This window comes from Vitreimonas sp. (assembly GCF_035627415.1).
Taxonomy (GTDB): domain Bacteria; phylum Pseudomonadota; class Alphaproteobacteria; order Caulobacterales; family Aquidulcibacteraceae; genus Vitreimonas.
The window spans coordinates 1-21,899 of the sequence record NZ_DASPLU010000025.1 but is presented as its reverse complement, the minus strand read 5'-3'; the positions used below and the strand labels follow the sequence as shown (position 1 = coordinate 21,899).

Below are 21,899 nucleotides of genomic sequence, written 5' to 3'. Positions count from 1 at the left end.
CCGTGTCTCAGTCCCAGTGTGGCTGGTCGTCCTCTCAGACCAGCTACGGATCGTCGCCTTGGTAGGCTTTTACCCCACCAACTAGCTAATCCGACGCGGGCCGATCCTAAGGCGATAAATCTTTCACCTTGCGGTCACATTTGGTATTGCTCCCAGTTTCCCGGGAATATTCCAAACCTTAGGGCACGTTCCCACGTGTTACTCACCCGTCTGCCACTCCCCTTGCGGGGCGTTCGACTTGCATGTGTTAAGCCTGCCGCCAGCGTTCGTTCTGAGCCAGAATCAAACTCTCAGGTTGAGTTGACCTCTGACTGTCCTCGCGAGCTCGAAAGCTCCGAGGCGCCGGTTAAAGCGTATGCGTTTTATGTAACGGGAACCGACGCACATTCCGGATCCGAAGACCCGGTCTGTAAGTCAGTTATTAGTTCCAGAAAACACATAACGTCAGCGTCGCTTGGCTCGCCATTGCTGGCTTACCCGCAGCACGCCGCCGCCTGCGTTTCCCTTCTCCAAAATCACAATGTCAAAGAGCGCCCTGCAGAACGAAGCGTCCTGCACCCGCACATCAAGTGGCCGGAGCCCCAACATGCGGGCCGAAACCAGTTAGTGGCCTCGGCGGGAGGCGCGGTTTCTATTCGCGCCGATTTCCCATGTCAACGACCTTTATGCGCCCGCTACACTTTTTTCAGTTGTTCCGAAAACAGCCGAAAAATCAGTATTTTGGACGCGATCCCTTTCGCTCGCACAGTCCGCACGAATGTTTGGGGGTCGCAATGACCCTAACTTATCGATTCCCCTCGTTGGCTTCAAGCGTGACAAGGGTGCGACAAGTGAGGTTTCTCGCCTCCGGTCAGGCTTAAAGCCTGCCCCGGCGCGGTCAGCTTACTTGGCCCCTAGCGCCCGAACATCAAGCCCTGATCGGAAGATATTCCCAGGCCCGACCGCTATCGGAGCGGTTCCCCCCCGGGGGCACAAGCGCTTCAAGCCCGATCAGTGCGCGGCGATGTAGGCCTGCATGGCCGCCGCTTCCGCCTCGGCTGCGGCGATCCGATGCTTCACCAGATCGCCAATCGAGACGATCCCGACCAGGCCCTGCCCCTCCATGACCGGGAGATGACGGATGCGCCGATCGGTCATCCGGCCCAGGCAGTCGTCGATAGTCTCATCCGGATGCGCGGTGATCACGTTCCGCGTCATCGCTGCGCCGATTTCCGCAGACAGCGCGACCATGCCGCGCCGCGCCACTTCCCGCACCAGATCGCGTTCTGAAAACACGCCGATCAGCGCGCCCTCGCCGTCCAGCACGACCAGCGCGCCGACGCGCCGCGCGTTGAGCTCCTCTGCCGCCTGTTGCAGCGTGGCGCTCGCAGGCAGCGTGTGCACGTCCGCGCCTTTGCCGCGCAGCACATGAGCGATCAGCATGGGCTTTTCCTCCTTCAACCCACCTCTGACGCGATCGAGGATGCGCCCCTCCTCCATGCGCCGCAAGCGCGAACAACCCGCAATAGTCAGACACCGTATGGGGCGTTAAGGTCCGTTCATGGCCGCCTACAAGGATAAGGTTAAGCAGGATCTCGAGCGCTGGATCGGCGCCGGCTTCGTCGCCGCCGACAAGCGCGACGCCATCCTCGCCACCATTCCTGACGCGCGGCGCATGGACGCCGCGACGGCGCTCGCCTGGGTCGGCGGCCTCCTGCTCGGCATCGCCGTGATCGCGTTCGTGGCGGCGAATTGGGAGATCACGCCGAAGCTCATTCGCTTCGCCGTGCTGCTGGTCGCATTTCTTGCGCTCGCCGGCGGCGGCGCATGGGCCGCGCACAAAGAGCGCAGCGTGCTTAGCAATATCTTGCTGATGATCGCTGCGCTCGTGTTCGCGGCCTCGATCGGCCTCACCGGCCAGATTTTCGACATCGCCGGCGACCCGAAAGCGGCTTCCTATGGAGCCGGAATTGCGGCCTTCGCGCTGGCGCTTGCGGGCCGCTCGACCGGCGCCGCGGTGGTCGGGCTCGTCTTCATCGCGCTTGGAGACTTCACCGATCGGCAGTGGTTCGCCGGCGCTGAATCCGAAGCGCCGTGGATGCTGCTGTTCGCCCCGCTTGCGGCCTATCTCGCGCTGCGCTGGGCTTCGGCGCCGCTCGCGCACGTTTCGGCGCTGGCCATCCTTTACTGCTTCGGCTGGTTCGCCGCACGGTTCGAAGCCGATGCGGCGGTGACACTTTTCCTGTCGATCGTGCTCGGCGCCGCGGCTGCCGGAGCGCGCTGGCTTTACCAACAGGACCGCCCGTTCGCCGGCGTCTTCTACGGCTGGTTCGCGTGGGGCGCTTTGGCGCTGTTTGCGATTGCTGGGTATCTGCCGTGGTTCGGCGGACAGGATGGAAACGGCGGCATCGCACATCGCATCGTCTGGCTCGCGGCCTCAGGCGGATTGCTTGCGCTCGGCCGCTACGATCGGCACGGCCTCGTCACCGCTGTCGGCGTGTTAAGCATCATAGGGGCGATCTGCGCCCTACTCGCCGATCTCGGGCTCGATCTGCTCGCCGCCGCCGGCGTCTTCCTGCTCTGCGCCATCGCTGCGCTTGTCGGCGGCCTGATGCTGCGACGGAAAGAGAAGACGACATGAAGGTGAACGCCGGTCCCCGCATCCTGCTCGTCGCGGGCGCCTGCGCGCTCTCGCTGATCGGTCTTGTCGTCAGCGAAGGCCTCGCGCGTGAGGGCGGACAGGAAGTGCTGTTGCCGATCGAAGCGGTCGATCCGCGCTCGTTGCTTCAGGGCCATTATGTGCTGCTCAATCTGACGCAACGCTTGGAGCCAGGCGAAACCTGCCCGGCCGGCGGCGACCTCGAATGGATCGCCTTGCGCGAGGAGAATGGCGTTTACGTCGCTGTGGGCGGCGCCGATTCGCGCGAGCAGGCGCAGCTTTTGGGCTTACCGGTGAAGGGCACATTCGCCTGCCAGGAGCCGTCTCCAGCTGCGGCAGACGTCGAAGCCATGCCGGGCTGGGTTCGGCTCGATCTCGGCGTCGACCGTTTCCACATCAACCAAACCGATGCATTGCGCATCGAGCGCGTGCTCAGCGAACAGCGGGTCGATGAACCCGCGCGCGCCCACGCGATCGTCTCGATCGGGCGCGACGGCCGCGGCCGGCTCAGAGGTCTTATGGTTGACGGCGAACGGCTCGAGCTGGATTGGCTCTGACGCTCAACCCCAAGGCCCGGGCGCAAGGCGCGGCGCCAGCACAAGGTAGGCCGCTGCGCCGACGACGAAGCCGCCCAAGTGCGCTTCCCACGCGATCGGCAGAAAGCCCGTCGCGCTGGCGATGCCCGCCAGCACGACGTTGATCAGTAGGAAGACGCCGATCGCGTTGCGCACGGCAGGGTCAGCCAGAGCATGGCGCCAGGACGCGCGCACCGAGAGGAAGTAAGCGCCGAACACGCCGCAGATCGCACCTGAGGCGCCCACAACGGGCGTCTCCGAACCCGGGTTGATCAGGATGTAAGCAAGGGCGCCGCCCAGCGCCGAGATGAAGAAGAGCAACAGGAAGCGCCCCGCGCCGAGGCGTTGCGTCACCCATGGGCCAACCTGCAGCAGCATCAGCATGTTCATGCCGATGTGCAGAACGCCGCCGTGCAAGAACACGTGCCCAAACAACGGACCCAGCGCTTCGTACCAGGCGCCGAAATGGTAAGCGCTGGTCTCGACGAAGCGGGCTGGAATGAGCGCGAAGGCGTAGAAGAACAGGCTCTTCTGCTCCACGCCCGTAAATATGAACCAGGCATAGGCGCCGATGATCGCCGCCATGAGCCCGAGCACGGTCGGGGGAATGCGGTTCTGCGGTCGATATTCTGCTTCGCTCAACGGAGAGCCCTTTCAGCGCCAAAACGACACGTCGTTCATCATGAACGCCCTATGTAGGGCGCGAAACACCGATCGCCGCTCCTTCACGGGGCGATTGCTTCGCCGCGGCAGTGGCACGGCCGTTGCTTTCTCGCTCCGCAGACGAATTGTCGGAGCGAAACGCCGTGCGGATGTTCATCCTTATCAGTGCAGCAGCCTTGGCGATCGCCACGCCATCGTTTGCCGACCCGATCCCCAGCGGCGCAGGAGATTTCTCCAGCGGCTTCGGCATGGGCTGGGAAAGCTTCGACAGCCCGATCAACCCTTCGACCCGCGACGAGAACGGCAACCGCGTCATCGTCAACGGCCGCATGGAGATCGAAGGAGCGCTCACCGGCGGCATCCAGGATGACTTCGCCACCGGCATCGGCGCCGCCCGGGCCATCGGCAACCAACTGAACGTGATCACCCAAGGCAACTACAACACGGTGATCGTCGACTCGACCCAAATCAACAACGGCGATGTCACCGCCGTGATCGACGGAGACGAATGAGATGCGCGCGTTGAAGACCCTCGCCGTGCTGGCCGCGACGACTGCGCTCACCGCGTGCGTCACGCCCCATTCCGGCAATGACGGCATGTATGCTTTGCCGATCGGCGATGCGCCGGTCACGGCGAACCCGACTGCCTACACGGACGCGCTGGAGTGCCTCGCCGGCTACGCGCAAGTGAACAACGTCCCCGCGCCGCGGATCGCCGTCGGCCGGATTATCGACTACACCGGTTCGGTCTCCGAAGAAGGCGGCCGCCGCATCACGCAGGGCGCGTCGCTCATGGCGATGAGCGCGTTCAACAAGGCCGGCGCGCGGCTGGTCGAGCGCTTCGACACCTCCGTGACCGAGCTCGAACTCCGCTACGCCAATAACCGCCTGATCGGCCAGGAAGGCGATGAGAACGTCCGCCGCATCTATGCCGGCCAGATGCCGGGCTCCGACTTTTATTTCGTCGGCGGCATCACCGAGCTCAACTACAACATCCGCTCGGTGGGCGTCGACGCCCAGGGCGGCCATACCGACGCGCGCGACGGCGTGGGCAATATCGGCGCCCGTCTCTATGTGATGAACATCGGGCTCGACTTCCGCCTGATCGACACGCGCACGCTCGAAGTCGTCGACGTGATCTCCTACCAGAAGCAGATCATCGGCCGCGAAGTGCGCGCCGGCGTGTTCTCGTTCTTCGATGACACCTTCCTCGACATCGCCGCCGGCGAGCGTGCGCTGGAGCCGGTCCAGCTCGCGGTTCGCGCCGGCGTCGAACGCGCCGTTGTCGAAGTCATGAGCCGCTTCTACCGCGCCGACAGCCTCGCCTGCGCCGAAGCCATCAACGCCGAAGGCGATCCGATGGGCCCGGGCCAAGAAGGCGCAGTCCCGCAAAGCGCCGCGAGCGTGCTGATCCAGCAGGAGCAAGCGCGCCGCGAAAGCGCCGACGCCTGGCACGCCCGCCGCGACGACAACATCGCCGACCTGCGCGGCCGCTCGTAAGCGCCGCGAACGGAGCCCACCCTGATGCGCGCAGCCCTTCTCCTCAGTGCGGCCCTGCTGGTCGTCACGCCTGCCTACGCGCAGCAGAACGACCAGTATCAGGGCGGCGACGCATCTGCGACCACGGACATCATCGTCGATGAAGCGTACAACGTGGGCGGCACGGCGGTGGCCAGCGGCAACGCCGTCACAGCGACTAGCGATGACGCCGATGCGCAGATGCAAAGCATCCAGCACATGGATGGCGACACCGACGCGCACACGGAAGCCGACATCGGCGCCGCCTACGGCACGGTCAACCTCACTTCCGCCGCTGTCGCCAACGGCGCCACCGCGGAGCTGAGCGAGAGCGATGTCGAGATCAACTCGTCGCAGCTCGCGCATGGCGACGCCAGCGCCTCCGTGGACCATCTCGGCGGTGTCGCCGGCACCGCCGCGACCTCCGCCTCGGCAAGCGGCAACGTTACGTCGATCTCGGCTCAAAACAGTGAGCTGCGCCTGCTCTCTGAGCAGGAAAGCACCGGCGCGATCAGCGCTGCGACGAATTCCGATCAATACATTTCCGGCCAAGCGATCAGCGGCGCAATCGCCAGCGCCAACAACTTCACGGTCGGCAGCGAAACCGCGACGGTGCTCACGGATCTACGCCAAACCGCCACTGGCGATAGCGTCGGCGCAGCCGTCAATCTGCACGCCGACCACGCCTACGACGTTTCCGGCAACGCGACCGCCAACGCCAACGCGGTGACGATCGATAATCAATGGGGCTACGTGAACGCCCGCATCGATCAAACCGCGACCACCGACGTCAGCGCCGACAGCGTCGTCACGCTCGGCGCCAATTTCGAAGGCTTCGCGTCGAGCGGCGCCTACGGTGTCGGCAACCAGGCCATCGTTTCGAATGTCGGCTCCGACACCGTGATGGACATCGCCCAAGCCAATGGCGGCGACATCTCGGCGAACGCGGAGACGATCGGCGCCGGCGGCGGCGAATACGCACTCGCCTCCTCGGCCGCGTACGGCAACTCGATCACCGGCTATGTCTGCGCCTATTGCGACGTGAACGTGCCGAGCCTCACCCCGAGCAGCTCGCAGACCAACAACGGCAACGTGACCTCGACCGCCGCGGTGCGCAGCCCGAACTACACCGACACGGCGGCCGCCACGTCCACCGCGATCGGCAACGCCGCGACCTATTCCGTTCGCGGTCCGGGCGGCTGAGGCTTCAGCCAGCCGCGATAGCGCACGATCAGCCCAGCGAGCGGGTGGCTGATCTCGACGTGAAAGCGGAAGACGCCGCCCTCTGCGGATTCGTATGCCTCCGAGCGCGGCGCCAGCTATAGCGGCAACGGCACGCCGAACGCCTTCCACCGGCGCAATACCAAATGCAGGCGCTCCTCCTCGATCGCGAGCCCCATCGCGAACTCGAGCGCACCGAAGCGCTCACATAGCAGGTGCTCGGATCGCCCGGCGCCAGCGTATTGGCGGCTGCGGAAGCTCTGCGCGCCGAAGCTGCGGCGCCAAGTCTCGCCGCGCCCATCGCTCGCGAACGTCACCCGCACAGCCGCTTCGCTCTGCGCCGCCGGAAAGCTCATCATCCAGGCTGCGATCCGCGCCAGCGCGCCGCGCCCGCGCTCGACGTGCGCCACACCGGCGACGCTGGCCACGCCCTCGTGCATCGCGCGCACGGGCGGCGGCAATCGCCGCCACGCATCCCCGAGCAGGCGCTGATAAAGCGGCGCCTGCGGCGCCGGTTCGTCGCGAACGCCGGTGTAAATGCGCCGCGTCGTGAACAGACGCTCGTAATCGTCGAGTTCGACGTCCTCGACGCAGGCGCGCGCGCCAGACGCAGGTGGCGCGCCCTCCAAATCCTTCAGCACGATCGCCTGCACCGCCATGGACGGAATGAGCGGCCCATCGGCGCCCTCCGCGATTAAGTGCCAGGAGCGGGTCACCGCGCAGCCATCGCCGTCCAAGCCGGCCGCCGACACATACATGCCGCCGCGGTGTTCGCCCCAGCGTAGCCGGTTCGTGGCCCAATGCATCAGCGGCGCGAGCGGCGACAGCGACGGGGCGAGGCGAAGCCGCACCAGCCATGCGCAGGCGATGAGCGCCCGATGCAGAATCTCCGGAACGGGGCCGGCGCCCATCCACACCTTCGCTTGCGGCCAAAGCGTCGTCAGCACGCGCAGGTCCGGCACGTCGACCAGCGAGAACAAAGTGCTGCGCAGCGGCAGGCCGCCCGGCGGCGCGATCGTGCAGCGCCGATGCTCGGTGAATGGGTGCGACGCGTTCTGGCCGATCACGATGCGCTGCCCGGCGTAGCTGGCGATGGCCCGGATGACGTTGGCGCCGACAGCGGCAAACGGCGACGGCGCGATGCAGCCCTCAATGCGCCCGACGCGCAACCAGCCGCGCGTCAGCCGGCGCACGACCGCCGCAGTCAAGACCGGAAAGCTCGATACGCCCGACAGCGCGTAAACGCCTGCGGCCTTCGCGCTCGCGTCGAACGCCGCGACGCCGGCGACAAAATCCGAGCCGTCGGCCAGATCGAGATAGTGTATGCGCGCCGCGATGCATGCCTCGAGCAAGCGATAGGCGCCGGCGCCATACGCTTGGAACGGCCCACTTGCATCGACGACGACGTCGGGCCGAAGCCGCGCCAACTGGGCGGCCACATCGCCGTTCCGGTCGAACTCCGCGGCTTCAAGTCGGGCGCGCGCGCCACGCCTCGACGCGCAATACCGCTCGGCGCGGTCGCGCGAGCGGCCGGCGACGATGAGCGTCAGGCGCTCGTCTCCTTCAAGCAGTTCGACGATTCTCCCGCCGAACGTTCCGTAGCCGCCGACGATGAGGAGCCTCATGCGATGAACCGCTCGGCCTCGGCGGCTGTGGGGACATAGCACGTGTCGCGCGCGCCGAACCATTTGTAGCGATTGCGGGCGACGAGATCGTAGAGCCAATCCCGCCACGCACGCGGCGCGATCGCGCCGATCGTGAGCAGGTGCCAGGGAAATCCGAGCAAGGCGAAGATGCGCAGCGCCGCGTCGGACTTGACGCGGGCGTGGCCGTTTTCCAGCAGGACGTATGTCTCGTACGCTCCGATCGTGAGGCCAAGATGTCGATAGAGCGCTTCGCCCAGCGGAGATTGCGCCGCAAGAAAGCGCATCCGGCCGCGCCTGTCGCGCCGGAGCACGAAACGAACGAAGCGTGAGCACAGCACGCACTCGCCGTCGAACATGATGATTGGAAAAGCGTCATCGAACGCAGGAACGGCGCGGTCGCGCCGGTACCCGTAAGGCTCAGGGCTCGTGGCCGAGCGAGTCACGCGACCATGTTAGCGGGCATTGCGCGACGCAGCATTGGACACAGCGCCGCGCCTGCGCGCGTGCTAGATCGAATACTCGGCTTCGATCTGCTGATCCATCGTTTCGGCCGGCGTCACGCCTTCGCAACACGGCCCGCCCACCGGCTTGGCCGGCACGCCGGCGACCGTGCAGCGCGGCGCGACATCGTGCAGCACCACCGAGCCCGCAGCGACGCGCGCGTCCTCACCCACCTCGATATTGCCCAGCACCTTCGCGCCCGCGCCGATCATCACGCCGCGGCGAATTTTAGGATGTCGATCGCCGCCTTCCTTGCCGGTGCCGCCGAGCGTGACCGAGTGGAGCATGGAAACGTCGTCGTCCACGACAGCCGTCTCGCCGATGACAATGCCGTGCGCGTGGTCGATGAACACGCCCGCGCCGATATTGGCGTTGGGATGGATATCGACAGCGAACAGTTCGGAGACGCGGCTCTGTAGATGATAGGCGAGAATGTGCCGCTCCTGTTTCCAGAGCCAATGCGCGATGCGATAGGCCTGCAGTCCGCCATAACCCTTGAAATAGAGGAACGGCTGCAGATAGGTGCGGCAGGCCGGGTCGCGTTCGCGCACGACGCGCATGTCGCGTGCGGCTTGCATGGCGAGCTGCGGATCAGAAGCGTACGCCTCGCGCGCTACTTCGCGGAGCTGCAGCGCCGGCAGGTCGCCGTGGCCAAGCTTCTGCGCGAGATGATACGAGAGCGCATCGCCGATGGTTTCGTGATGCAAGATCGAGGCGTGCAGGTAGGACGCCAGCAGCGGCTCTTCGGCGGCGGCCTGCATGGCTTCGACGCGCAATTGCGCCCAGACGCCGCCGGAGGCTTCGAACACGCGCGGTTGGCTCTCGACGCTCATGTCACTCTCCTTGCGGCGGCCGCAGCATCGCTTCGGCCAAGCCCGCCGGCAATTCGCCCGCCACCGCCATGTGGTGAGCGCGCAGGACAGCGGCAACCGTCATGCTATCGCGAATACGCCCGTCCGCGACCCGCGCCAGCACGTCCATGAAGTGCGCCCGGCGATGGCGTAGCACTTCGGTTGCTTCCGGTTGAGCTTTGCCTGTTTTCAGATCGGTCGCGAGGTAGATCACCGCACGTTCGTCCGTGAGCGAATTGGACATGTCCATTTCGAGAACCAGAGCGAATGACCCTGCCGTCAGTCCGGTCTCCTCCTCCAGCTCGCGCCGGGCGCATTCGAGCGGCGCCTCCCCAGGATCGGCGCCGCCTTCGGGCATCTCCCAGGAATAACGCGCGAGCGGGAACCGCCATTGGCCGACCAGGTGCACATCGCCATTGGCCTCGATCGGCAGCACGCCGACGGCGACCCGGCGCGGCCGCACCACGGTATAGGCGCCCGGCGCGCCGCCCGGATGGATCACCGCATAGGTCTCCAGCAGCAGCCAATCGTTCTCGAACGCGCGTGCGACGCTCTTGACTGTCCACGGATCGCCGTCTTCTTCCCAGATATCGCTCATCCTCAACCGTCTAGCCTCGGGCGCGAGCGCGCGCCACGGAGACGACATGCCTCTTCCCCTTTCCGTCATTCCGCCGCAGCTCAACGACAACGATCCGGCCAACGCCGCGAAGGAAAGCGCCGAAACGATCGCGTTGCTGGCCCGCCGGCGCTCCAGCAAGCTGATGCACCTGGCCGAACCGGGCCCAACCGCCGCCGAGATCGACGCACTCATCGAACTCGCCGCGCGCGTGCCGGACCACGGCAAGATCGGACCGTGGCGCTTTGTCGTGATCGAGGGCGAAGCCCGCGCGCGCGCCGGCGCCGTCTTGGCCGAGATGATCCGCCACGACGAAGGCGTCGACGAGACGCGGCTCGAGTTCGTGCGCGGGACATTCCTGCGCGCGCCGCTCTGCGTGATGGTCGTCTCCGCGCCCGTGCCGCACAAGAAAGTGCCGGAGTGGGAGCAGCAACTCTCGGCCGGCGCCGTCTGCTTCAACCTGCTCCTGGCCGCGCACGCGCTCGGCTATGCCGGCTGCTGGCTGACGGAATGGCAAGCGTTCGACGTGCGCGCCGCCGCTGCGCTGGGTGTCGGCGAAAGCGAACGCATCGCCGGCTTCCTCTATTTCGGCACAGCCGCTCAGGGCGCGGCCGAGCGCGTGCGCGCGGATGTGCGCGCACGCGTCTCCCGCTTCTGATCGCTCTTTAATGCTGCTGCGGAATGCGCAGCGTCTGGCCGGGATAGATCTCGTCGGGATCCTTCAGCATCGGTTTGTTGGCTTCGAAAATGGCGCTGTACTTGTTGGCGTCGCCATAGAATTGCTTGGCGATCTTCGACAGCGTGTCGCCTGATTTGACTTCATAGAACTGGGATTGCGGCTGCTGCTGCGCGGAGACCGTGATCTGATCGTTCACGTGCGCGACGCCCTTGGTGTTGCCGATCACCAGAACCGCCTTTTCCTTCTCCGCCGCGTCGCTGGCTTTGCCGCTGATGGTGACGGTGTCGCCTTGGACCCGGACTTGGCCGCCCTCGATGGTGATGCCGAGATCGCGCAGCATCTCGGCGATTTCCGAAGCGTTCGCCTGTTCGGCGCCCTGCCGGATCGGCGTCCTCGGTTGCTTGCCGCTGTCGCGGCCGAAATTGAACAGACCCATGCGCGCGCCTCCTCTGCTGATGAAGCAGAGGCAACGGATACGCGCGCCGTTGGTTTCGTTACGCCGCGCTCACCCGCGTGCGCGATACGTCGCCACGCCCTGATCGGGCAGCCACAGCCCCTCCGGCGGCGCGCCGGTTTGCCAGAAGACGTCGATCGGCATGCCGCCGCGCGGGTTCCAGTAGCCGCCGATGCGCAGCCATGCCGGCTCGATGGCGTCGACGATGCGCTTGGCGACGCCGACCGTGCAGTCCTCGTGGAAAGCGCCGTGGTTACGGAAGCTCTGCAAAAAGAGTTTGAGGCTTTTCGACTCCACGATCCAATCCTTGGGCGCATAGTCGATCACCAGCACGCCGAAATCGGGCTGCCCCGTGACCGGGCACATCGAAGTGAATTCGGGCGCGGTGAAACGCGCAAGATAGAGCGATCCGCGATGCGGGTTCGGGACGCGCTCGAGCTTGGCGAGATCGGGACTCGCCGGAATGGCGGAACTCCCGCCCAGCTGCGTCAGGCCTTTGGTCTCGGTGGTCATGGCCGACACTTGAAGAGCCGCGTCGCGGCTGGCAAGCCGCATAGAGGCAAAGGAGGCAGTACGATGCGCGATTTCGAGGACAAGATCGTCCTGGTCACCGGCGCCTCGACCGGGTTGGGCGCGGCGCTCGCCGTCGGCGCGGCCACGCGCGGGGCGAAGGCGGTCATCATCAACTACGCCTCCAACCAGGCCGAGGCGGAAGCCACCGCCGCCGCCGTTCGAGCGGTCGGCGCCGAGGCGGTGCTGGCCCAAGGCGACGTTTCCGATGACCGCGCCTGCAAGGCGATCGTCGCCAAGGCGCAGCCCTTCGGCCGGATCGATGCGCTCGCCAACAATGCTGGCGTCACCAAGTTCGCCCCGGCGCACGGCGATCTCGACGCGCTGACCCGCGCCGATTTCGAGCGCATCTTCGCCGTCAACGTCATCGGCCCCTACCAGATGCTGCGCGCGGCGCGGCCATTGCTGGAAGCGGCTGAGCGCGCCAGCGTGCTGATGGTCTCCTCGATCGCCGGTGTGACCGGGATCGGCTCCTCCGTCGCCTACGCCGCGTCCAAGGGCGCGCTCAACACGATGACGCTGTCGCTGGCGCGCGTGCTCGGCCCGAAAATCCGGATCAACGCGCTCTGCCCGGGCTTCATCGACACGCCTTGGCACGAGAAGGGCCTCGGAGCCGAAGCCGCCGCCCGCGTGCGCGAGGGGACCAAGCGGGTGACGCCGCTGCAGGCCGCCTCGACCGCCGAAGATATTGCCGAGGCGGGCCTTTTCTTCCTGTCCGACGCGGCCCGACACGTCACGGGAGAGACGCTGCTCGTCGATGCCGGGCTCCATCTCGGCTATGCGTCCCTTTCGCAACGCTGAACGCGTTTGCGCACGAAAGCGGCGCACGCCCGCTCCCGCCGCCCAAGAAAGCAGCGCAAGCTCGCGCCGTAGCTGCGGCGTCACAGTTTGCGCTTCCGCGCGTCCGGAATCCGCTGAGACTTCGTTTGCTTAACCAAACGTTCACGCTGTCGCGTGAGCCTCGCCGCGTCGCGGCGAAAAACCGCGGGGAATGAAGGATGCGCTCCATGAAAAAGATCATTGGCCTGGCCATGCTCGCCGGCGCCGCAACGGCAGGCGTCGCACACGCCGAAAGCACGGTCACGGCCAATGTGGCCCTGACCAGCGACTATGTCTTCCGCGGCATCTCGCTGTCGGACAACGGCCCGGCGATCCAGGGCGGCTTCGACTACACCGCCGACATGTTCTACGCCGGCGTTTGGGCCTCGAACGTTAGCGAAGGCATCGAAATCGACGTCTACACCGGCATCACGCCGACCACGGGTCCGGTCGAGTGGGACCTCGGCGTCATCGGCTACTTCTATCCCGGCGCGGACGATGACGGCGCCGAGTTCGATTACGCCGAACTGACGGCGCAAGCTTCGTTCGGCGTGACCGAACAGCTCTCGGTCGGCGGCGGCGTCTGGTACGCCCCGGAGAATTTCGGCGACACCGGCGAGGCCACTTATTTCGAAGTCAACGGCGAATGGACGATGAGCGACGCGCTCGTGTTCAACGCCGCCTACGGCAATCAGACCATCGAAGAGCCGAACGGTCCGGGCACCGAGGACGACTACAACACCTGGAACCTCGGCGGCACCTACGCGCTGCACGGCTTCAATCTCGATCTGCGCTACCACGACACCGACATCGACGCCGGCAGCGACATCGAGAACTACACCTACGGCCCGTCGAGCTACGACTCGGCGTTCGTGGTCACGATCGGCCGCGAACTCTAAACGGCGTTCGAAAGCAAGGCGGAACGGCCGCTCCTCACGGGGCGGCCGTTTTGTGTGCGGGCCATTTCGGCGCGCGGCTGACCATGCCGGGCGTCTTCCGCCCCAGCACGCCGCCGATGAATTGCGCCGCTTCGATCGCGCCATCGAGATCGACGCCGGTGTCGAAACCCATCCGTGTGAACATGTAGAGCAAATCTTCCGTCGGCACGTTGCCGGCCGCGCCCGGCGCAAACGGACAGCCGCCGATGCCAGCAAGCGAGCCGTCAAGCACGCGCACGCCCTCTTCCACCGCCGCCACAGCGTTTGCGAGCGCGGTGTTGCGCGTGTTGTGAAAGTGCGCCCGCAGCTGAATGCGCGACGGGATCGCCGCCTTCACGGCGCGGATACGCTCATGAACGTCATTCGGCGCGGCGACGCCGATGGTGTCAGCGATCGCGAGTTCGAAGATGTCTTGCGAGACGCAGCGTTCGGCGACCTCGGCGACCCGCCGCACCGGCACCTCGCCATCGAACGGACACCCGAATGCGGTCGAGATCGTTGCGGAGAGCCGCGCGCCGCCTTGCTTCGCTGTCGCAGCGACATCGGTCCATACTGCGAACGTCTCATCGACCGTGCCGCCATTGTTGCGGATCGAGAAGCCGTCAGAAGCGCAGAAGACGTAATTGATCTCCTTGGCGCCCGCCGCCAGCGCACGTTCGACGCCGCGCAGGTTGAGCGCGAGGGCGATGAACGTCACATCCGCCCGCTGCGGCAGACCGGCGAACACCGCATCGCCGTCGGCCATTTGCGGCACTTTCTTAGGATTGACGAAGCTGCCCGCCTCGAGCCGGCGGAAGCCTGCCCCGACGATGCGTTCGATCAGCGCGAGCTTGTTCTCGGTCGAGACGATGTCGGGCTCGTTCTGCAGCCCGTCGCGCGGGCTGACTTCGACAAGTTCAAGCTTCTCTCTTGTCACTCTTCACTCCGAACGCGGGCAGCGCCCAGCCGTAATGTATGGCTCCGGCCCTCACTCCGAAACCCGCTATTGCGCCGGCCGCGCCGGCCCAGAGCGGCGGCACGCCGGCGGCGTCGAGGGCGACGAATCCGGCGGCGGCGGTAAGCGCGGCCGAGATGGTGATCTCGCGTTTCAAAAGCGCCGAGGGCTGGCCCGCCAGCACGTCGCGGATCACGCCGCCGAAGGTGGCGGTCAAGACCCCCATTGCGATCGAAACGAACGGGCCGACGCCGAGCGAGATCGCCTTGGCGGCGCCGATCACGGCGTAGACCGCCAGCCCCAGCGCGTCGAGCCAGATCAAGGTCTTGCGCCGTTCCAGGTGCGGCGCGAGGAACCAGACGATCAAGGCGGCGGCGAGGCCAATGCCGAGATAGGTGGCGTCGCCGACCCAGAACACCGGCGCGCCAATCAAGAGATCGCGCAGCGTGCCGCCGCCGACGCCGGTCACCACCGCGAAGAACCAGAACGTGACGATGTCCTGCCGGTCGCGCGCGGCCGCGAGCGCGCCGGTCAGCGCGAACACGGCGACGCCGGCATAGTCGAGCGCCGGCGGCAGGACGGGAAGCGACTCGGGCGAGATCACGAAAGCAAACTGCGGTCGGGAGATGAATCAGTCCACTCTACGGTATCGGCCAGCCGACCGGGAGAATGCGATGTTCTTCGCCGAAACTTTGGGGCCGGCGCTCACCCCCGCGAGCGCCGCCGCCATGTACGATTACGTGCTGAGCAAGACGAAGGGCCGCCGCACCGTATCGGCTGCGGAACTGCACGATGCGGTGGCGGAGTTTCTCCGATACCGCGCCAACAACTCCTCTCCTGACGCGGCCGTCGCGTTCCTGAAGAAGCTTGGCCGCATCGCCCAGGACGGGACGGCGTACAAGCTGACGGCTTGAACGGTCCAGCGGCTCAAACCGTTCGGGCGCAGGCGAGGCGCGGCGGGCGTTGGTGCGAGCGGCGGGAGTCGAACCCGCACCGCCTTGCGGCGAACGGATTTTAAGTCCGCTGCGTCTACCAGTTTCGCCACGCTCGCGTGTTGGCAGACAAAGAGGGCTTTCGGGTTCAGGTCAACGCCGAATTGGGAACGGCGCTGCATCGGCCCGGCGCTAAGGCCGCTTGGCGCCCCTTCCCTTCGCCGCGGCTTCGATCTGGTCGAGCAATCGTCCGAGCCGCCCGCGCGAGTGCGCGCAGGCCTGGTAGACGCCGAGTGCAAGGCGGGCCCAGGCCGTGTAGAGCCAAGGCGCGCGGAGCCGCTTGGCCAACCAGAACATGCGGTGGCTCCAGAACGAAATCAGTTCGCGTTGGCGATAAACGAGCTTGCGCCGGGCGCGGAGAGGCGGCGCCTGCGCCGCCACGCGCTTGTTCGGACGGACGCCGAAACGGCGGCGGCTCAGCCTCCACGCCAGTCCCTCGCGGCGCTGGCGGAAGCCTGCGGCTTGGGTGGCGTGCACGAAGTCCGCATCGACTTCTTCGAGCCGCACGCGGCCCTCCGCCGCGGCCTCGCGCAAGAGGGCTTGGATCGGCGGCGAGCGCACGACGACCACGTTCGTGCCGCGTCCGTCGGACGCATAGGGTTCGAGCCAAGCGTCGCCGAACGAGACGTCGGCGGTCTCGGCGACGACATCGTCACAGAAGTTGCAAGCCGGATACTGGAAGAAGCCGGCGCCCCAGTCGCCGTCGACCAAATGCCACCAATCCTGGGCGCGCTCCCCGCCATCCTTGCAGCCGATGCGCGCGCGGTACCAGTTCGCGGGCCGCCTCGCATCCTTGGTGCGGAAATCGAACGCGTCGATCTCGTCGGGCGCAACCCCCAGCTGCCAAGCGAAACTTTCGGCCAGAGCCGCGCTTTTCATGTGGCCGCAGAACAGGCCGAGATAGAAGGCGATCCGCTCACGCAGCAGCTCGTCTTCGGCGCTGAGCAGCTGGAGCGCTTTGATGAAGCAGGGCACGCCTGTGACGGCGTAGCGTCCCGGGGTCGAGCGTATCGCCGCGATCGTGCGCGAGAGCTCGACCGGATAGTAACGCGACTTCGCGCCGGCGCTGACCTCAGCGGCGGTGCGGGAGATGCTGTAGCCGAAGAGAACGTCGCCTTTTTGCGGATGCGCCGTGGGCGTCACGTGCGCGACGGCGTCCACGAGGCCGCGCCGCAACAATTCGGCGGCGACCCAGCTCGTCATGCCGCCCGAACTGCCGTTTTCGCGGAAGCCGCCCTCGTCCGCATAGCCGACGTAGGCAGCTTCAAAACGGCCGATGCGCGCATCGCTCCGCGCGGCGTTCGGAAAGCGCATGGCGGCGAGTTCGTCCTCGTTGCGGGCTACTGGCGAGAACGGGCACGCGCGCGCCAAGTCTTCGCTGGGCTCGGCGAGCCAGTCACGAGAGGCTTCGGGTTTGAACCGTCCGAAACGGTCGAGCACCATGCGCGCGTCTACACCTTCCTGCGCCGCGCAGGCGCCGCAACCGACGCACAGGCCAGCGCGCACGATCCGCCCCGGCGCGAGCGCGGCTTCGCTGCCTGCGAACGACGACGGGCTAAGCGAGCGCAGCATCGAGATACGCCGCGGACGTTTCGCGCATCGCGCCGATCCGCTGAATCACGCCGGCGCGCACCGGTTGATCGAGGGCGTCGTCGAACGCGCGCGAAGGGCTGTGCGGCCAGACGATATGCCGCTCCGCCGCGAGCGCGGCAGCCAGAGCGCCGATTTTGTTGGCGCGATAGCCGTCGACCAGACTGACGAACGGCTTGGCGTTGAGCAGCGCAAAGACGCAGCCGTGGAAGAAATTGGTGATCACTGCGAGCGCTGCGCCCATGGCTTGGGCGAACTCTTCGGGTCCAGCGTCGATCCACTGCTCGTCCGCCCATGGATTGTCGTAGCCTATGCTCACCAGCCGAAGATTGCGCCGGTCTGCCCACTGCCGCGCCAGGCTCATGAACCAGTCCGGGAAGGCGTGCCCATAGACGAGCACATCGCCGCTGGTTTCTCCGTCCGCGCGGCGGCAGACGGAGTCGAATTGCAAGCAAGGATCCAGCACAACGGCCGGATCACGCCCGAGTGCGCCGCGCACGATCTGACGCGAGTGTTCGTCGCGCACGCCGATCGCGTCGAACCGTCTCAGTTTGTCGGCCCAAGCTTGGTCGAGCCCCGCGGCCGCCGGGTGTGCGCCGAAGCTCGCGGCATAGGCGACTAGCCGGCGAGCGGCGACGCCGTCGCCGAAGAAGAGCCGCCGCGCGGCGTACCAGGGGTGCTTGAAGTTCCACACTTCATCGCTGCCGATGACAACCGTCTCGCACGGGCTCACGCCGCGCGGGTCGTCGAGATCGAATGGCGCCGAGAGCGGCAGGGAGGAAACGGCGCGCAGGAATTTGCGGACCTTTTCCAAATAAGGTTTGGGACAAGTGCGGCGCAGCGGGTCCGGACGGAGCGCGCATCGCCATTCGGCGCGGTCGACAGCGCTCGAACGGTGATCGAGCAAAACCGCCTCGCCGCCGCGTGCGCCGAGGCCTTCGACAAGGCAGCGCGCCTGCCAATACGAACCATAGTTGATGCAGCGATGGAAGGTGAGAACTCCAAGCTTCTGTCGTGCTGTCATCGTGGCGCCCAAGCTGCGTGTGCGCGGTCCGGCGTTTGGCATCCTGCGCCGACGACAACGCGCACGAGACGCATTGGTTCGTCGCTTCTCGCGCGGGCCCGCCACGCGCCGCTGGCGCTTCGCAGCGATGTGGCTGTGTTGTAGAAGCATGGCTCATGCATCCCTTGGACAAACTGATCTGGACCGCGCTGACGACCCGGCAGGCGCATCTCAGCGAAGGCGGCGCGCTGGCGCGGCGGTTTCAGAGCGACATCGGCCCATTCGCCGCAGCAGCCGATGCAAGCGCAGCGGCGATCGCGGAATTGGCGACGATCGTTCCAGAAGGCGGGGATATTTCGCTGCTGGAGCCTTCGCCGCCGGCCCCGCCCCCGGGGGTGGAGGTCCCGTTCAGTGCGCTCGGCGTGCAGATGATAACACGGGCATTCAGACCGGGGATAGAAAAGCACTTGCCGATCGAGCCGCTCGGCGACGCGGATGCAGAAGAGATGCTCGCGCTGGCGACGTTGACGCGGCCGGGCCCATTCAAAAAGCGCACACATACGCTGGGGCGGTTCATCGGCATTCGCGATGCAGGACGGCTCGTGGCGATGGCGGGCGAGCGGCTGCAGACGGACGAGTTCATCGAGATCAGCGGCGTCTGCACGCATCCGGACTATCGCGGCCGCGGGTTTGGCGCGGCGCTGTTGACGACGGTTGGCCGGCGCATTCTCGATGAAGGCAAGACGCCGTTCCTGCACGCCTACGCGAACAACACGGGCGCCATCGCGCTCTATCGCAGCCTGGGCTTCGAGGTGCGGCGCGACGTTACGCATGCGGTGTGGAAGCGGACCTAGTTCGAGTCAGGCCATGTCCACCACGATTTCCGGCGTGGCGCCGCACGAAGCGATCAGCGTCGTTAAATCCGTTTCGGCTTTGGCGAGCGCCGCAGCGTCGGCTGTGCGCGCGACGAGATGAAGGCCGAATCCTTCGAGCGTGAACCACGGGTATGAGCCGAACGACACCCCTGGCGCCGCGGCTTCGAGTTCGGCCAGACCTGCGGCGATGTCCCCTTCCTTCACGCCGCGGCCACGCACGGTGACGGAGCGGACGACGGCGCCGCCTTCGATGCGATGAGCGACGTCCTGCAGCATGCCGCGCATGATCGAAGGCACGCCGGCCAGCACAAAAACATTACCGATCTGAAAGCCCGGCGCTTTGGAGACTGGGTTGGCGATGAGGGTGGCCCCGGTGGGGATGCGGGCCATGCGCAAGCGCGCTTCGTTCAGGTGCTGGACGCCCTTGTAGTGCGCTTCGAGTATGGCGCGGGCGTCGTCGCGGACATCGATGCTGACGCCGAAGGCGGCGGCCATGGCGTCGGCGGTCTTGTCGTCGTGGGTGGGGCCGATGCCGCCGGTGGTGAAGACGTAATCGTACTTGGTGCGGAGCGCGTTCACGGCGGCGACGATCTCGTCCGGAACGTCCGGCACGACACGCGCTTCGGCGACCTCTACGCCGAGCGGGGCCAGAAACTTGGCGATCGCTTGCAGATTTACGTCTTGGGTGCGGCCGGAGAGGAGCTCATCGCCGATGAGCAGCACCGCCGCTTTCACTTCGCCTTGGGACATGCGCGCATCATACCACGACGCGCGAGGTGTAAGATTGATTGCGGCGGACAAACTACGACGGCAGGCGCATCGCCTGCTGCCCTTTCGCCGACTGCCTCGCGCGGTAGCGCGCGTGCTTACTTGATCTTCCCTTCGACGAACTCGACGTGCTTCTTGGCGATCGGGTCGTACTTGCGGAACTTGAGCTTTTCCGTCTTCGTGCGCGGGTTCTTCTTGGTCACGTAGAAATAGCCCGTGTCCGCCGACGAGTTCAGTCGGATCTTGATGACGGTCGGCTTAGCCATGGGTCGGGCTCGGAAATCTCAGGGTTCTAGGAAGCGCGCGAAAATACGGGGGAAACCTCCAAAGTCAACTCGTAAGCCGCTCCAGAGTGTGCGCGCCCCTCGCCCAGCGCAGAAAAGGCGGCAGCACCGCCTCGCCGGCCAGGCGGGCGCGGACTTCCTTGAGCACGAAGCGGGTGATGGAGGGGAGGTCCAGGGCTTCGGCCTCTTCGAGGCTAAACCACCGCGTATGCAGGAGTTCTTCGCCGGCCGTGGGGTCGTCGTGGGCGAGGACGGCTTCGGCGTCAGCGAGGAAGAAGCGGGCGTCGAAGCGGCGCGGGCGGTATGGCGGGGTGATGGCGCGGGCGACGAAGCTGAGCTTGTCGAGCTCGGGTCCCGCCGCCCCGCCCAGCCTTAACCCTGCCTCCTCGAGGGTTTCGCGGACGGCGGCCAGGGCGAAAGCGCGCGGCGGGCGGCGGACCGTGCCGCCGAGCCGCAGCAGCGCCTCGGTCTCGGGCGTGAGTTCGGTGGCGGCCGGCAAGCGGGCGTCGCCGGGATCGACCCGGCCGCCGGGGAAGACCCACTTGTCCGGCATGAAGACGTGGCCCTTGGCGCGCTGGCCCATCATCACTTCGCGGCCGCCGCGGACCAGGATCAGCGTGGCGGCGTCGCGCGGCTTGATGGGCTTGGGCTTATCGGCGCCCGGCGGGTCGAACGGCTTTTCGTCCTCGTTCAGCTTGAACTCGTTGGCGCTCATGGCCGGCCTTCTAGCACGGCGCCGCCGCGGAAGCGGAAGCTTTGCAGTGAGGCGCCGGCCTCGATACACCCGCTTCCAGGAGCACGCTCATGAGCCTTCACGGAACCTACGACGACAACAACCTGTTCGCGAAGATCCTGCGCGGCGAAGTGCCGGCGGTGAAGGTCTATGAGGATGAGACCGTGCTCGCGTTCATGGACCTGTTTCCGCAGTCGCGTGGGCATGTGCTGATCGTGCCGAAGGGCGTGAAGGCGCGGAATTTCCTGGAGCTGCCGGAAGCGAAAGTCGGCCAGCTGATGTGGCATGTGCAGCGGTTGACGAAGGCTGTCGACAAGGCGCTGAAGCCGGACGGCATTACGGTGACGCAGTTCAACGGCGCGCCGGCGGGACAGACGATCTTCCATCTGCATTGGCACATCATCCCGCGTTACGAAGGCGTCCGGCTTGCCGGGCACGGCCACCAGAACAAGGCCGACATCCCGGCGCTGCAGGAGCTGGCCAAAGAGATCGCGGCGGCGATCGAGAGCTAGCCTTTCGCGTACTGCTCGATGAAGCCGCAGCGCGAGCAGCGCCAGGATTCGATCTCGATCGGCTGCTTGCCTTCGAGTTTGACGCCGACCCAGATGCTCTTCTTCGGCTCGCCTTCGACCCATGATGCGACGGCTCGGCCGCCGTGCGTGTTATCGAGCACCCAGCCTTCCTGCATCGTGGATTGGCATTTCGGGCAATTGCGTTGGGCCATGTTCGTTCTCCCTGCTCTCGGCAGTAGGCAGTAGGCGGCGGGCAGTAGGCAATAGGCATAAGCGAATAGCGAGTGGCGAATAGCGAAGGGGTTTTCGCGCAGCGTTCGCGAGCGGCGCGACCCGCTCCATTCGCCATTCGCTATTCGCCATTCGCTCGCGAAGCGAGAGGCGGGGCGCGTCGGACGCGCTGGGGTAGTGCCTAGAGTGCGTCATCTGTCGCCAGACAACGCTGCGCGTCGAACGCGCCCCGGATCGGCCGTTTGTCCCGGATTGGCGACCAGGAGTTTGTGGCTCACCAGCATGGAG

At 66.2% G+C, this 21,899-nt stretch carries 26 protein-coding genes, 1 tRNA gene, 1 rRNA gene and 1 pseudogene; 11 read left to right on the top strand and 18 right to left on the bottom strand.

The features are described from left to right. Both VEA80_RS13850 and VEA80_RS13845 read right to left on the bottom strand, forming a co-directional pair. A 16S ribosomal RNA gene (locus VEA80_RS13850) occupies positions 1-298 on the bottom strand; the annotation flags it as partial. 692 nt (positions 299-990) lie between these two features. After that, positions 991-1,422: a CBS domain-containing protein gene (locus tag VEA80_RS13845; RefSeq protein WP_325061343.1), complete on the bottom strand. Its 432-nt coding sequence runs from the start codon at positions 1,420-1,422 to the stop codon at positions 991-993. A 118-nt stretch (positions 1,423-1,540) separates the two neighbouring features. On the opposite strand from VEA80_RS13845, the gene VEA80_RS13840 reads away from it, so the two are divergent. Next, positions 1,541-2,620, top strand: coding sequence for a DUF2157 domain-containing protein (locus tag VEA80_RS13840; RefSeq protein ID WP_325061342.1), 1,080 nt, complete (start codon positions 1,541-1,543; stop codon positions 2,618-2,620). Further along, positions 2,617-3,195: a GDYXXLXY domain-containing protein gene (locus tag VEA80_RS13835; RefSeq protein ID WP_325061341.1), complete on the top strand. Its 579-nt coding sequence runs from the start codon at positions 2,617-2,619 to the stop codon at positions 3,193-3,195. The genes VEA80_RS13840 and VEA80_RS13835 overlap by 4 nt, the downstream gene beginning before the upstream one ends. A gap of 3 nt (positions 3,196-3,198) precedes the next feature. Here the strand turns inward: VEA80_RS13835 and VEA80_RS13830 are convergent, their stop codons facing one another. Continuing rightward, positions 3,199-3,855: a rhomboid family intramembrane serine protease gene (locus VEA80_RS13830; protein ID WP_325061340.1), complete on the bottom strand. Its 657-nt coding sequence runs from the start codon at positions 3,853-3,855 to the stop codon at positions 3,199-3,201. Positions 3,856-4,025: 170 nt separating this feature from the next. On the opposite strand from VEA80_RS13830, the gene hfaA reads away from it, so the two are divergent. Genes hfaA through hfaD form a run of 3 tightly spaced genes read left to right on the top strand, consistent with a single transcriptional unit; the run spans position 4,026 to position 6,597 of the window. Beyond that, positions 4,026-4,388, top strand: a complete 363-nt coding sequence (hfaA, locus tag VEA80_RS13825; protein ID WP_325061344.1) for a holdfast anchoring protein HfaA — start codon at positions 4,026-4,028, stop codon at positions 4,386-4,388. Position 4,389: 1 nt separating this feature from the next. Further along, complete coding sequence (hfaB, locus tag VEA80_RS13820; RefSeq protein WP_325061339.1) at positions 4,390-5,376, top strand: holdfast anchoring protein HfaB; 987 nt, start codon at positions 4,390-4,392, stop codon at positions 5,374-5,376. Positions 5,377-5,400: 24 nt separating this feature from the next. Further along, positions 5,401-6,597 carry a holdfast anchor protein HfaD gene (gene hfaD, locus VEA80_RS13815; protein WP_325061338.1) on the top strand — a complete coding sequence of 399 codons (1,197 nt, stop codon included), beginning with the start codon at positions 5,401-5,403 and terminating at the stop codon, positions 6,595-6,597. Here the strand turns inward: hfaD and VEA80_RS13810 are convergent. From VEA80_RS13810 to VEA80_RS13795, 4 genes and pseudogenes are all read right to left on the bottom strand, one after another. After that, positions 6,570-8,240: pseudogene (locus VEA80_RS13810) on the bottom strand (DUF4166 domain-containing protein). The gene hfaD and the pseudogene VEA80_RS13810 overlap by 28 nt on opposite strands. Next, complete coding sequence (locus VEA80_RS13805) at positions 8,237-8,704, bottom strand: thiol-disulfide oxidoreductase DCC family protein (RefSeq protein ID WP_325061337.1); 468 nt, start codon at positions 8,702-8,704, stop codon at positions 8,237-8,239. Before VEA80_RS13805 ends, VEA80_RS13810 begins: the two are co-directional and overlap by 4 nt. Before the next feature lie 63 nt (positions 8,705-8,767). Beyond that, positions 8,768-9,595 carry a serine O-acetyltransferase gene (gene cysE / locus VEA80_RS13800; RefSeq protein WP_325061336.1) on the bottom strand — a complete coding sequence of 276 codons (828 nt, stop codon included), beginning with the start codon at positions 9,593-9,595 and terminating at the stop codon, positions 8,768-8,770. Position 9,596: 1 nt separating this feature from the next. Continuing rightward, complete coding sequence (locus VEA80_RS13795; protein WP_325061335.1) at positions 9,597-10,211, bottom strand: NUDIX hydrolase; 615 nt, start codon at positions 10,209-10,211, stop codon at positions 9,597-9,599. 46 nt (positions 10,212-10,257) lie between these two features. On the opposite strand from VEA80_RS13795, the gene VEA80_RS13790 reads away from it, so the two are divergent. Further along, positions 10,258-10,887 (top strand): nitroreductase, encoded by a 630-nt coding sequence (locus VEA80_RS13790; RefSeq protein ID WP_325061334.1) that lies wholly within the window; start codon positions 10,258-10,260, stop codon positions 10,885-10,887. 7 nt (positions 10,888-10,894) lie between these two features. On the opposite strand, the gene lysM is transcribed toward VEA80_RS13790, so the two are convergent. After that, positions 10,895-11,344 carry a peptidoglycan-binding protein LysM gene (gene lysM, locus VEA80_RS13785; protein ID WP_325061333.1) on the bottom strand — a complete coding sequence of 150 codons (450 nt, stop codon included), beginning with the start codon at positions 11,342-11,344 and terminating at the stop codon, positions 10,895-10,897. Between the two features lie 69 nt (positions 11,345-11,413). Continuing rightward, positions 11,414-11,875, bottom strand: a complete 462-nt coding sequence (gene queF, locus VEA80_RS13780; RefSeq protein ID WP_325061332.1) for a preQ(1) synthase — start codon at positions 11,873-11,875, stop codon at positions 11,414-11,416. 63 nt (positions 11,876-11,938) lie between these two features. Between queF and VEA80_RS13775 the strand changes: the two genes are divergently transcribed. Together VEA80_RS13775 and VEA80_RS13770 are read left to right on the top strand one after the other, a co-directional pair. Beyond that, positions 11,939-12,733, top strand: coding sequence for an SDR family oxidoreductase (locus VEA80_RS13775; protein WP_325061331.1), 795 nt, complete (start codon positions 11,939-11,941; stop codon positions 12,731-12,733). A 206-nt stretch (positions 12,734-12,939) separates the two neighbouring features. Further along, on the top strand, positions 12,940-13,650 hold the full coding sequence (locus tag VEA80_RS13770) for a TorF family putative porin (RefSeq protein ID WP_325061330.1): 711 nt from the start codon (positions 12,940-12,942) through the stop codon (positions 13,648-13,650). Positions 13,651-13,684: 34 nt separating this feature from the next. Here VEA80_RS13770 and VEA80_RS13765 read toward each other — a convergent pair whose 3' ends face one another. Further along, the gene (locus VEA80_RS13765; RefSeq protein ID WP_325061329.1) at positions 13,685-14,605 is read right to left on the bottom strand and encodes a hydroxymethylglutaryl-CoA lyase; all 921 of its coding nucleotides are present in this window, start codon (positions 14,603-14,605) and stop codon (positions 13,685-13,687) included. Beyond that, positions 14,586-15,227 carry a trimeric intracellular cation channel family protein gene (locus VEA80_RS13760; protein ID WP_325061328.1) on the bottom strand — a complete coding sequence of 214 codons (642 nt, stop codon included), beginning with the start codon at positions 15,225-15,227 and terminating at the stop codon, positions 14,586-14,588. Before VEA80_RS13760 ends, VEA80_RS13765 begins: the two co-directional genes overlap by 20 nt. Positions 15,228-15,297: 70 nt before the next feature. On the opposite strand from VEA80_RS13760, the gene VEA80_RS13755 reads away from it, so the two are divergent. Next, positions 15,298-15,537, top strand: coding sequence for a hypothetical protein (locus tag VEA80_RS13755; RefSeq protein ID WP_325061327.1), 240 nt, complete (start codon positions 15,298-15,300; stop codon positions 15,535-15,537). A 50-nt stretch (positions 15,538-15,587) separates the two neighbouring features. Here the strand turns inward: VEA80_RS13755 and VEA80_RS13750 are convergent. The 3 genes from VEA80_RS13750 to VEA80_RS13740 all read right to left on the bottom strand — a co-directional run bounded on the left by VEA80_RS13750 (position 15,588) and on the right by VEA80_RS13740 (position 18,229). Continuing rightward, a tRNA-Leu gene (locus tag VEA80_RS13750) sits at positions 15,588-15,674 on the bottom strand. 73 nt (positions 15,675-15,747) lie between these two features. Next, a complete protein-coding gene (locus VEA80_RS13745) occupies positions 15,748-17,187 on the bottom strand; it encodes a Coenzyme F420 hydrogenase/dehydrogenase, beta subunit C-terminal domain (protein WP_325061326.1) in 1,440 nt (479 codons plus the stop codon). Beyond that, on the bottom strand, positions 17,171-18,229 hold the full coding sequence (locus VEA80_RS13740) for a polysaccharide pyruvyl transferase family protein (RefSeq protein ID WP_325061325.1): 1,059 nt from the start codon (positions 18,227-18,229) through the stop codon (positions 17,171-17,173). Before VEA80_RS13740 ends, VEA80_RS13745 begins: the two co-directional genes overlap by 17 nt. A 155-nt stretch (positions 18,230-18,384) precedes the next feature. Between VEA80_RS13740 and VEA80_RS13735 the strand changes: the two genes are divergently transcribed. Further along, positions 18,385-19,062, top strand: a complete 678-nt coding sequence (locus VEA80_RS13735) for a GNAT family N-acetyltransferase (RefSeq protein ID WP_325061324.1) — start codon at positions 18,385-18,387, stop codon at positions 19,060-19,062. A gap of 6 nt (positions 19,063-19,068) precedes the next feature. Here VEA80_RS13735 and VEA80_RS13730 read toward each other — a convergent pair whose 3' ends face one another. From VEA80_RS13730 to VEA80_RS13720, 3 genes are all read right to left on the bottom strand, one after another. Then, on the bottom strand, positions 19,069-19,833 hold the full coding sequence (locus tag VEA80_RS13730) for a competence/damage-inducible protein A (RefSeq protein ID WP_325061323.1): 765 nt from the start codon (positions 19,831-19,833) through the stop codon (positions 19,069-19,071). A gap of 116 nt (positions 19,834-19,949) precedes the next feature. Further along, entirely contained in the window at positions 19,950-20,117 is a 168-nt protein-coding gene (gene rpmG / locus VEA80_RS13725) for a 50S ribosomal protein L33 (protein ID WP_325061322.1), read from the bottom strand. 64 nt (positions 20,118-20,181) lie between these two features. Then, positions 20,182-20,850 (bottom strand): NUDIX hydrolase, encoded by a 669-nt coding sequence (locus tag VEA80_RS13720; RefSeq protein WP_325061321.1) that lies wholly within the window; start codon positions 20,848-20,850, stop codon positions 20,182-20,184. 89 nt (positions 20,851-20,939) lie between these two features. Here VEA80_RS13720 and VEA80_RS13715 point away from each other — a divergent pair, with 89 nt between their 5' ends. Further along, complete coding sequence (locus VEA80_RS13715; protein ID WP_325061320.1) at positions 20,940-21,380, top strand: HIT family protein; 441 nt, start codon at positions 20,940-20,942, stop codon at positions 21,378-21,380. Here the strand turns inward: VEA80_RS13715 and VEA80_RS13710 are convergent. After that, positions 21,377-21,592 (bottom strand): PF20097 family protein, encoded by a 216-nt coding sequence (locus VEA80_RS13710; protein ID WP_325061319.1) that lies wholly within the window; start codon positions 21,590-21,592, stop codon positions 21,377-21,379. The two genes, VEA80_RS13715 and VEA80_RS13710, sit on opposite strands and share 4 nt — an antisense overlap. Positions 21,593-21,899: the final 307 nt, after the last annotated feature.

Bases quoted from the DNA above. Each gene is read 5' to 3' on its own strand.
- VEA80_RS13845 (WP_325061343.1), bottom strand. From the start codon at position 1,422: ATGCTGATCGCTCATGTGCTGCGCGGCAAAGGCGCGGACGTGCACACG.
- VEA80_RS13840 (WP_325061342.1), top strand. From the start codon at position 1,541: ATGGCCGCCTACAAGGATAAGGTTAAGCAGGATCTCGAGCGCTGGATC.
- VEA80_RS13835 (WP_325061341.1), top strand. From the start codon at position 2,617: ATGAAGGTGAACGCCGGTCCCCGCATCCTGCTCGTCGCGGGCGCCTGC.
- hfaA (WP_325061344.1), top strand. From the start codon at position 4,026: ATGTTCATCCTTATCAGTGCAGCAGCCTTGGCGATCGCCACGCCATCG.
- hfaB (WP_325061339.1), top strand. From the start codon at position 4,390: ATGCGCGCGTTGAAGACCCTCGCCGTGCTGGCCGCGACGACTGCGCTC.
- hfaD (WP_325061338.1), top strand. From the start codon at position 5,401: ATGCGCGCAGCCCTTCTCCTCAGTGCGGCCCTGCTGGTCGTCACGCCT.
- cysE (WP_325061336.1), bottom strand. From the start codon at position 9,595: ATGAGCGTCGAGAGCCAACCGCGCGTGTTCGAAGCCTCCGGCGGCGTC.
- VEA80_RS13795 (WP_325061335.1), bottom strand. From the start codon at position 10,211: ATGAGCGATATCTGGGAAGAAGACGGCGATCCGTGGACAGTCAAGAGC.
- VEA80_RS13790 (WP_325061334.1), top strand. From the start codon at position 10,258: ATGCCTCTTCCCCTTTCCGTCATTCCGCCGCAGCTCAACGACAACGAT.
- lysM (WP_325061333.1), bottom strand. From the start codon at position 11,344: ATGGGTCTGTTCAATTTCGGCCGCGACAGCGGCAAGCAACCGAGGACG.
- queF (WP_325061332.1), bottom strand. From the start codon at position 11,875: ATGACCACCGAGACCAAAGGCCTGACGCAGCTGGGCGGGAGTTCCGCC.
- VEA80_RS13775 (WP_325061331.1), top strand. From the start codon at position 11,939: ATGCGCGATTTCGAGGACAAGATCGTCCTGGTCACCGGCGCCTCGACC.
- VEA80_RS13770 (WP_325061330.1), top strand. From the start codon at position 12,940: ATGAAAAAGATCATTGGCCTGGCCATGCTCGCCGGCGCCGCAACGGCA.
- VEA80_RS13755 (WP_325061327.1), top strand. From the start codon at position 15,298: ATGTTCTTCGCCGAAACTTTGGGGCCGGCGCTCACCCCCGCGAGCGCC.
- VEA80_RS13745 (WP_325061326.1), bottom strand. From the start codon at position 17,187: ATGCTGCGCTCGCTTAGCCCGTCGTCGTTCGCAGGCAGCGAAGCCGCG.
- VEA80_RS13740 (WP_325061325.1), bottom strand. From the start codon at position 18,229: ATGACAGCACGACAGAAGCTTGGAGTTCTCACCTTCCATCGCTGCATC.
- VEA80_RS13735 (WP_325061324.1), top strand. From the start codon at position 18,385: ATGCATCCCTTGGACAAACTGATCTGGACCGCGCTGACGACCCGGCAG.
- VEA80_RS13730 (WP_325061323.1), bottom strand. From the start codon at position 19,833: ATGTCCCAAGGCGAAGTGAAAGCGGCGGTGCTGCTCATCGGCGATGAG.
- rpmG (WP_325061322.1), bottom strand. From the start codon at position 20,117: ATGGCTAAGCCGACCGTCATCAAGATCCGACTGAACTCGTCGGCGGAC.
- VEA80_RS13720 (WP_325061321.1), bottom strand. From the start codon at position 20,850: ATGAGCGCCAACGAGTTCAAGCTGAACGAGGACGAAAAGCCGTTCGAC.
- VEA80_RS13715 (WP_325061320.1), top strand. From the start codon at position 20,940: ATGAGCCTTCACGGAACCTACGACGACAACAACCTGTTCGCGAAGATC.
- VEA80_RS13710 (WP_325061319.1), bottom strand. From the start codon at position 21,592: ATGGCCCAACGCAATTGCCCGAAATGCCAATCCACGATGCAGGAAGGC.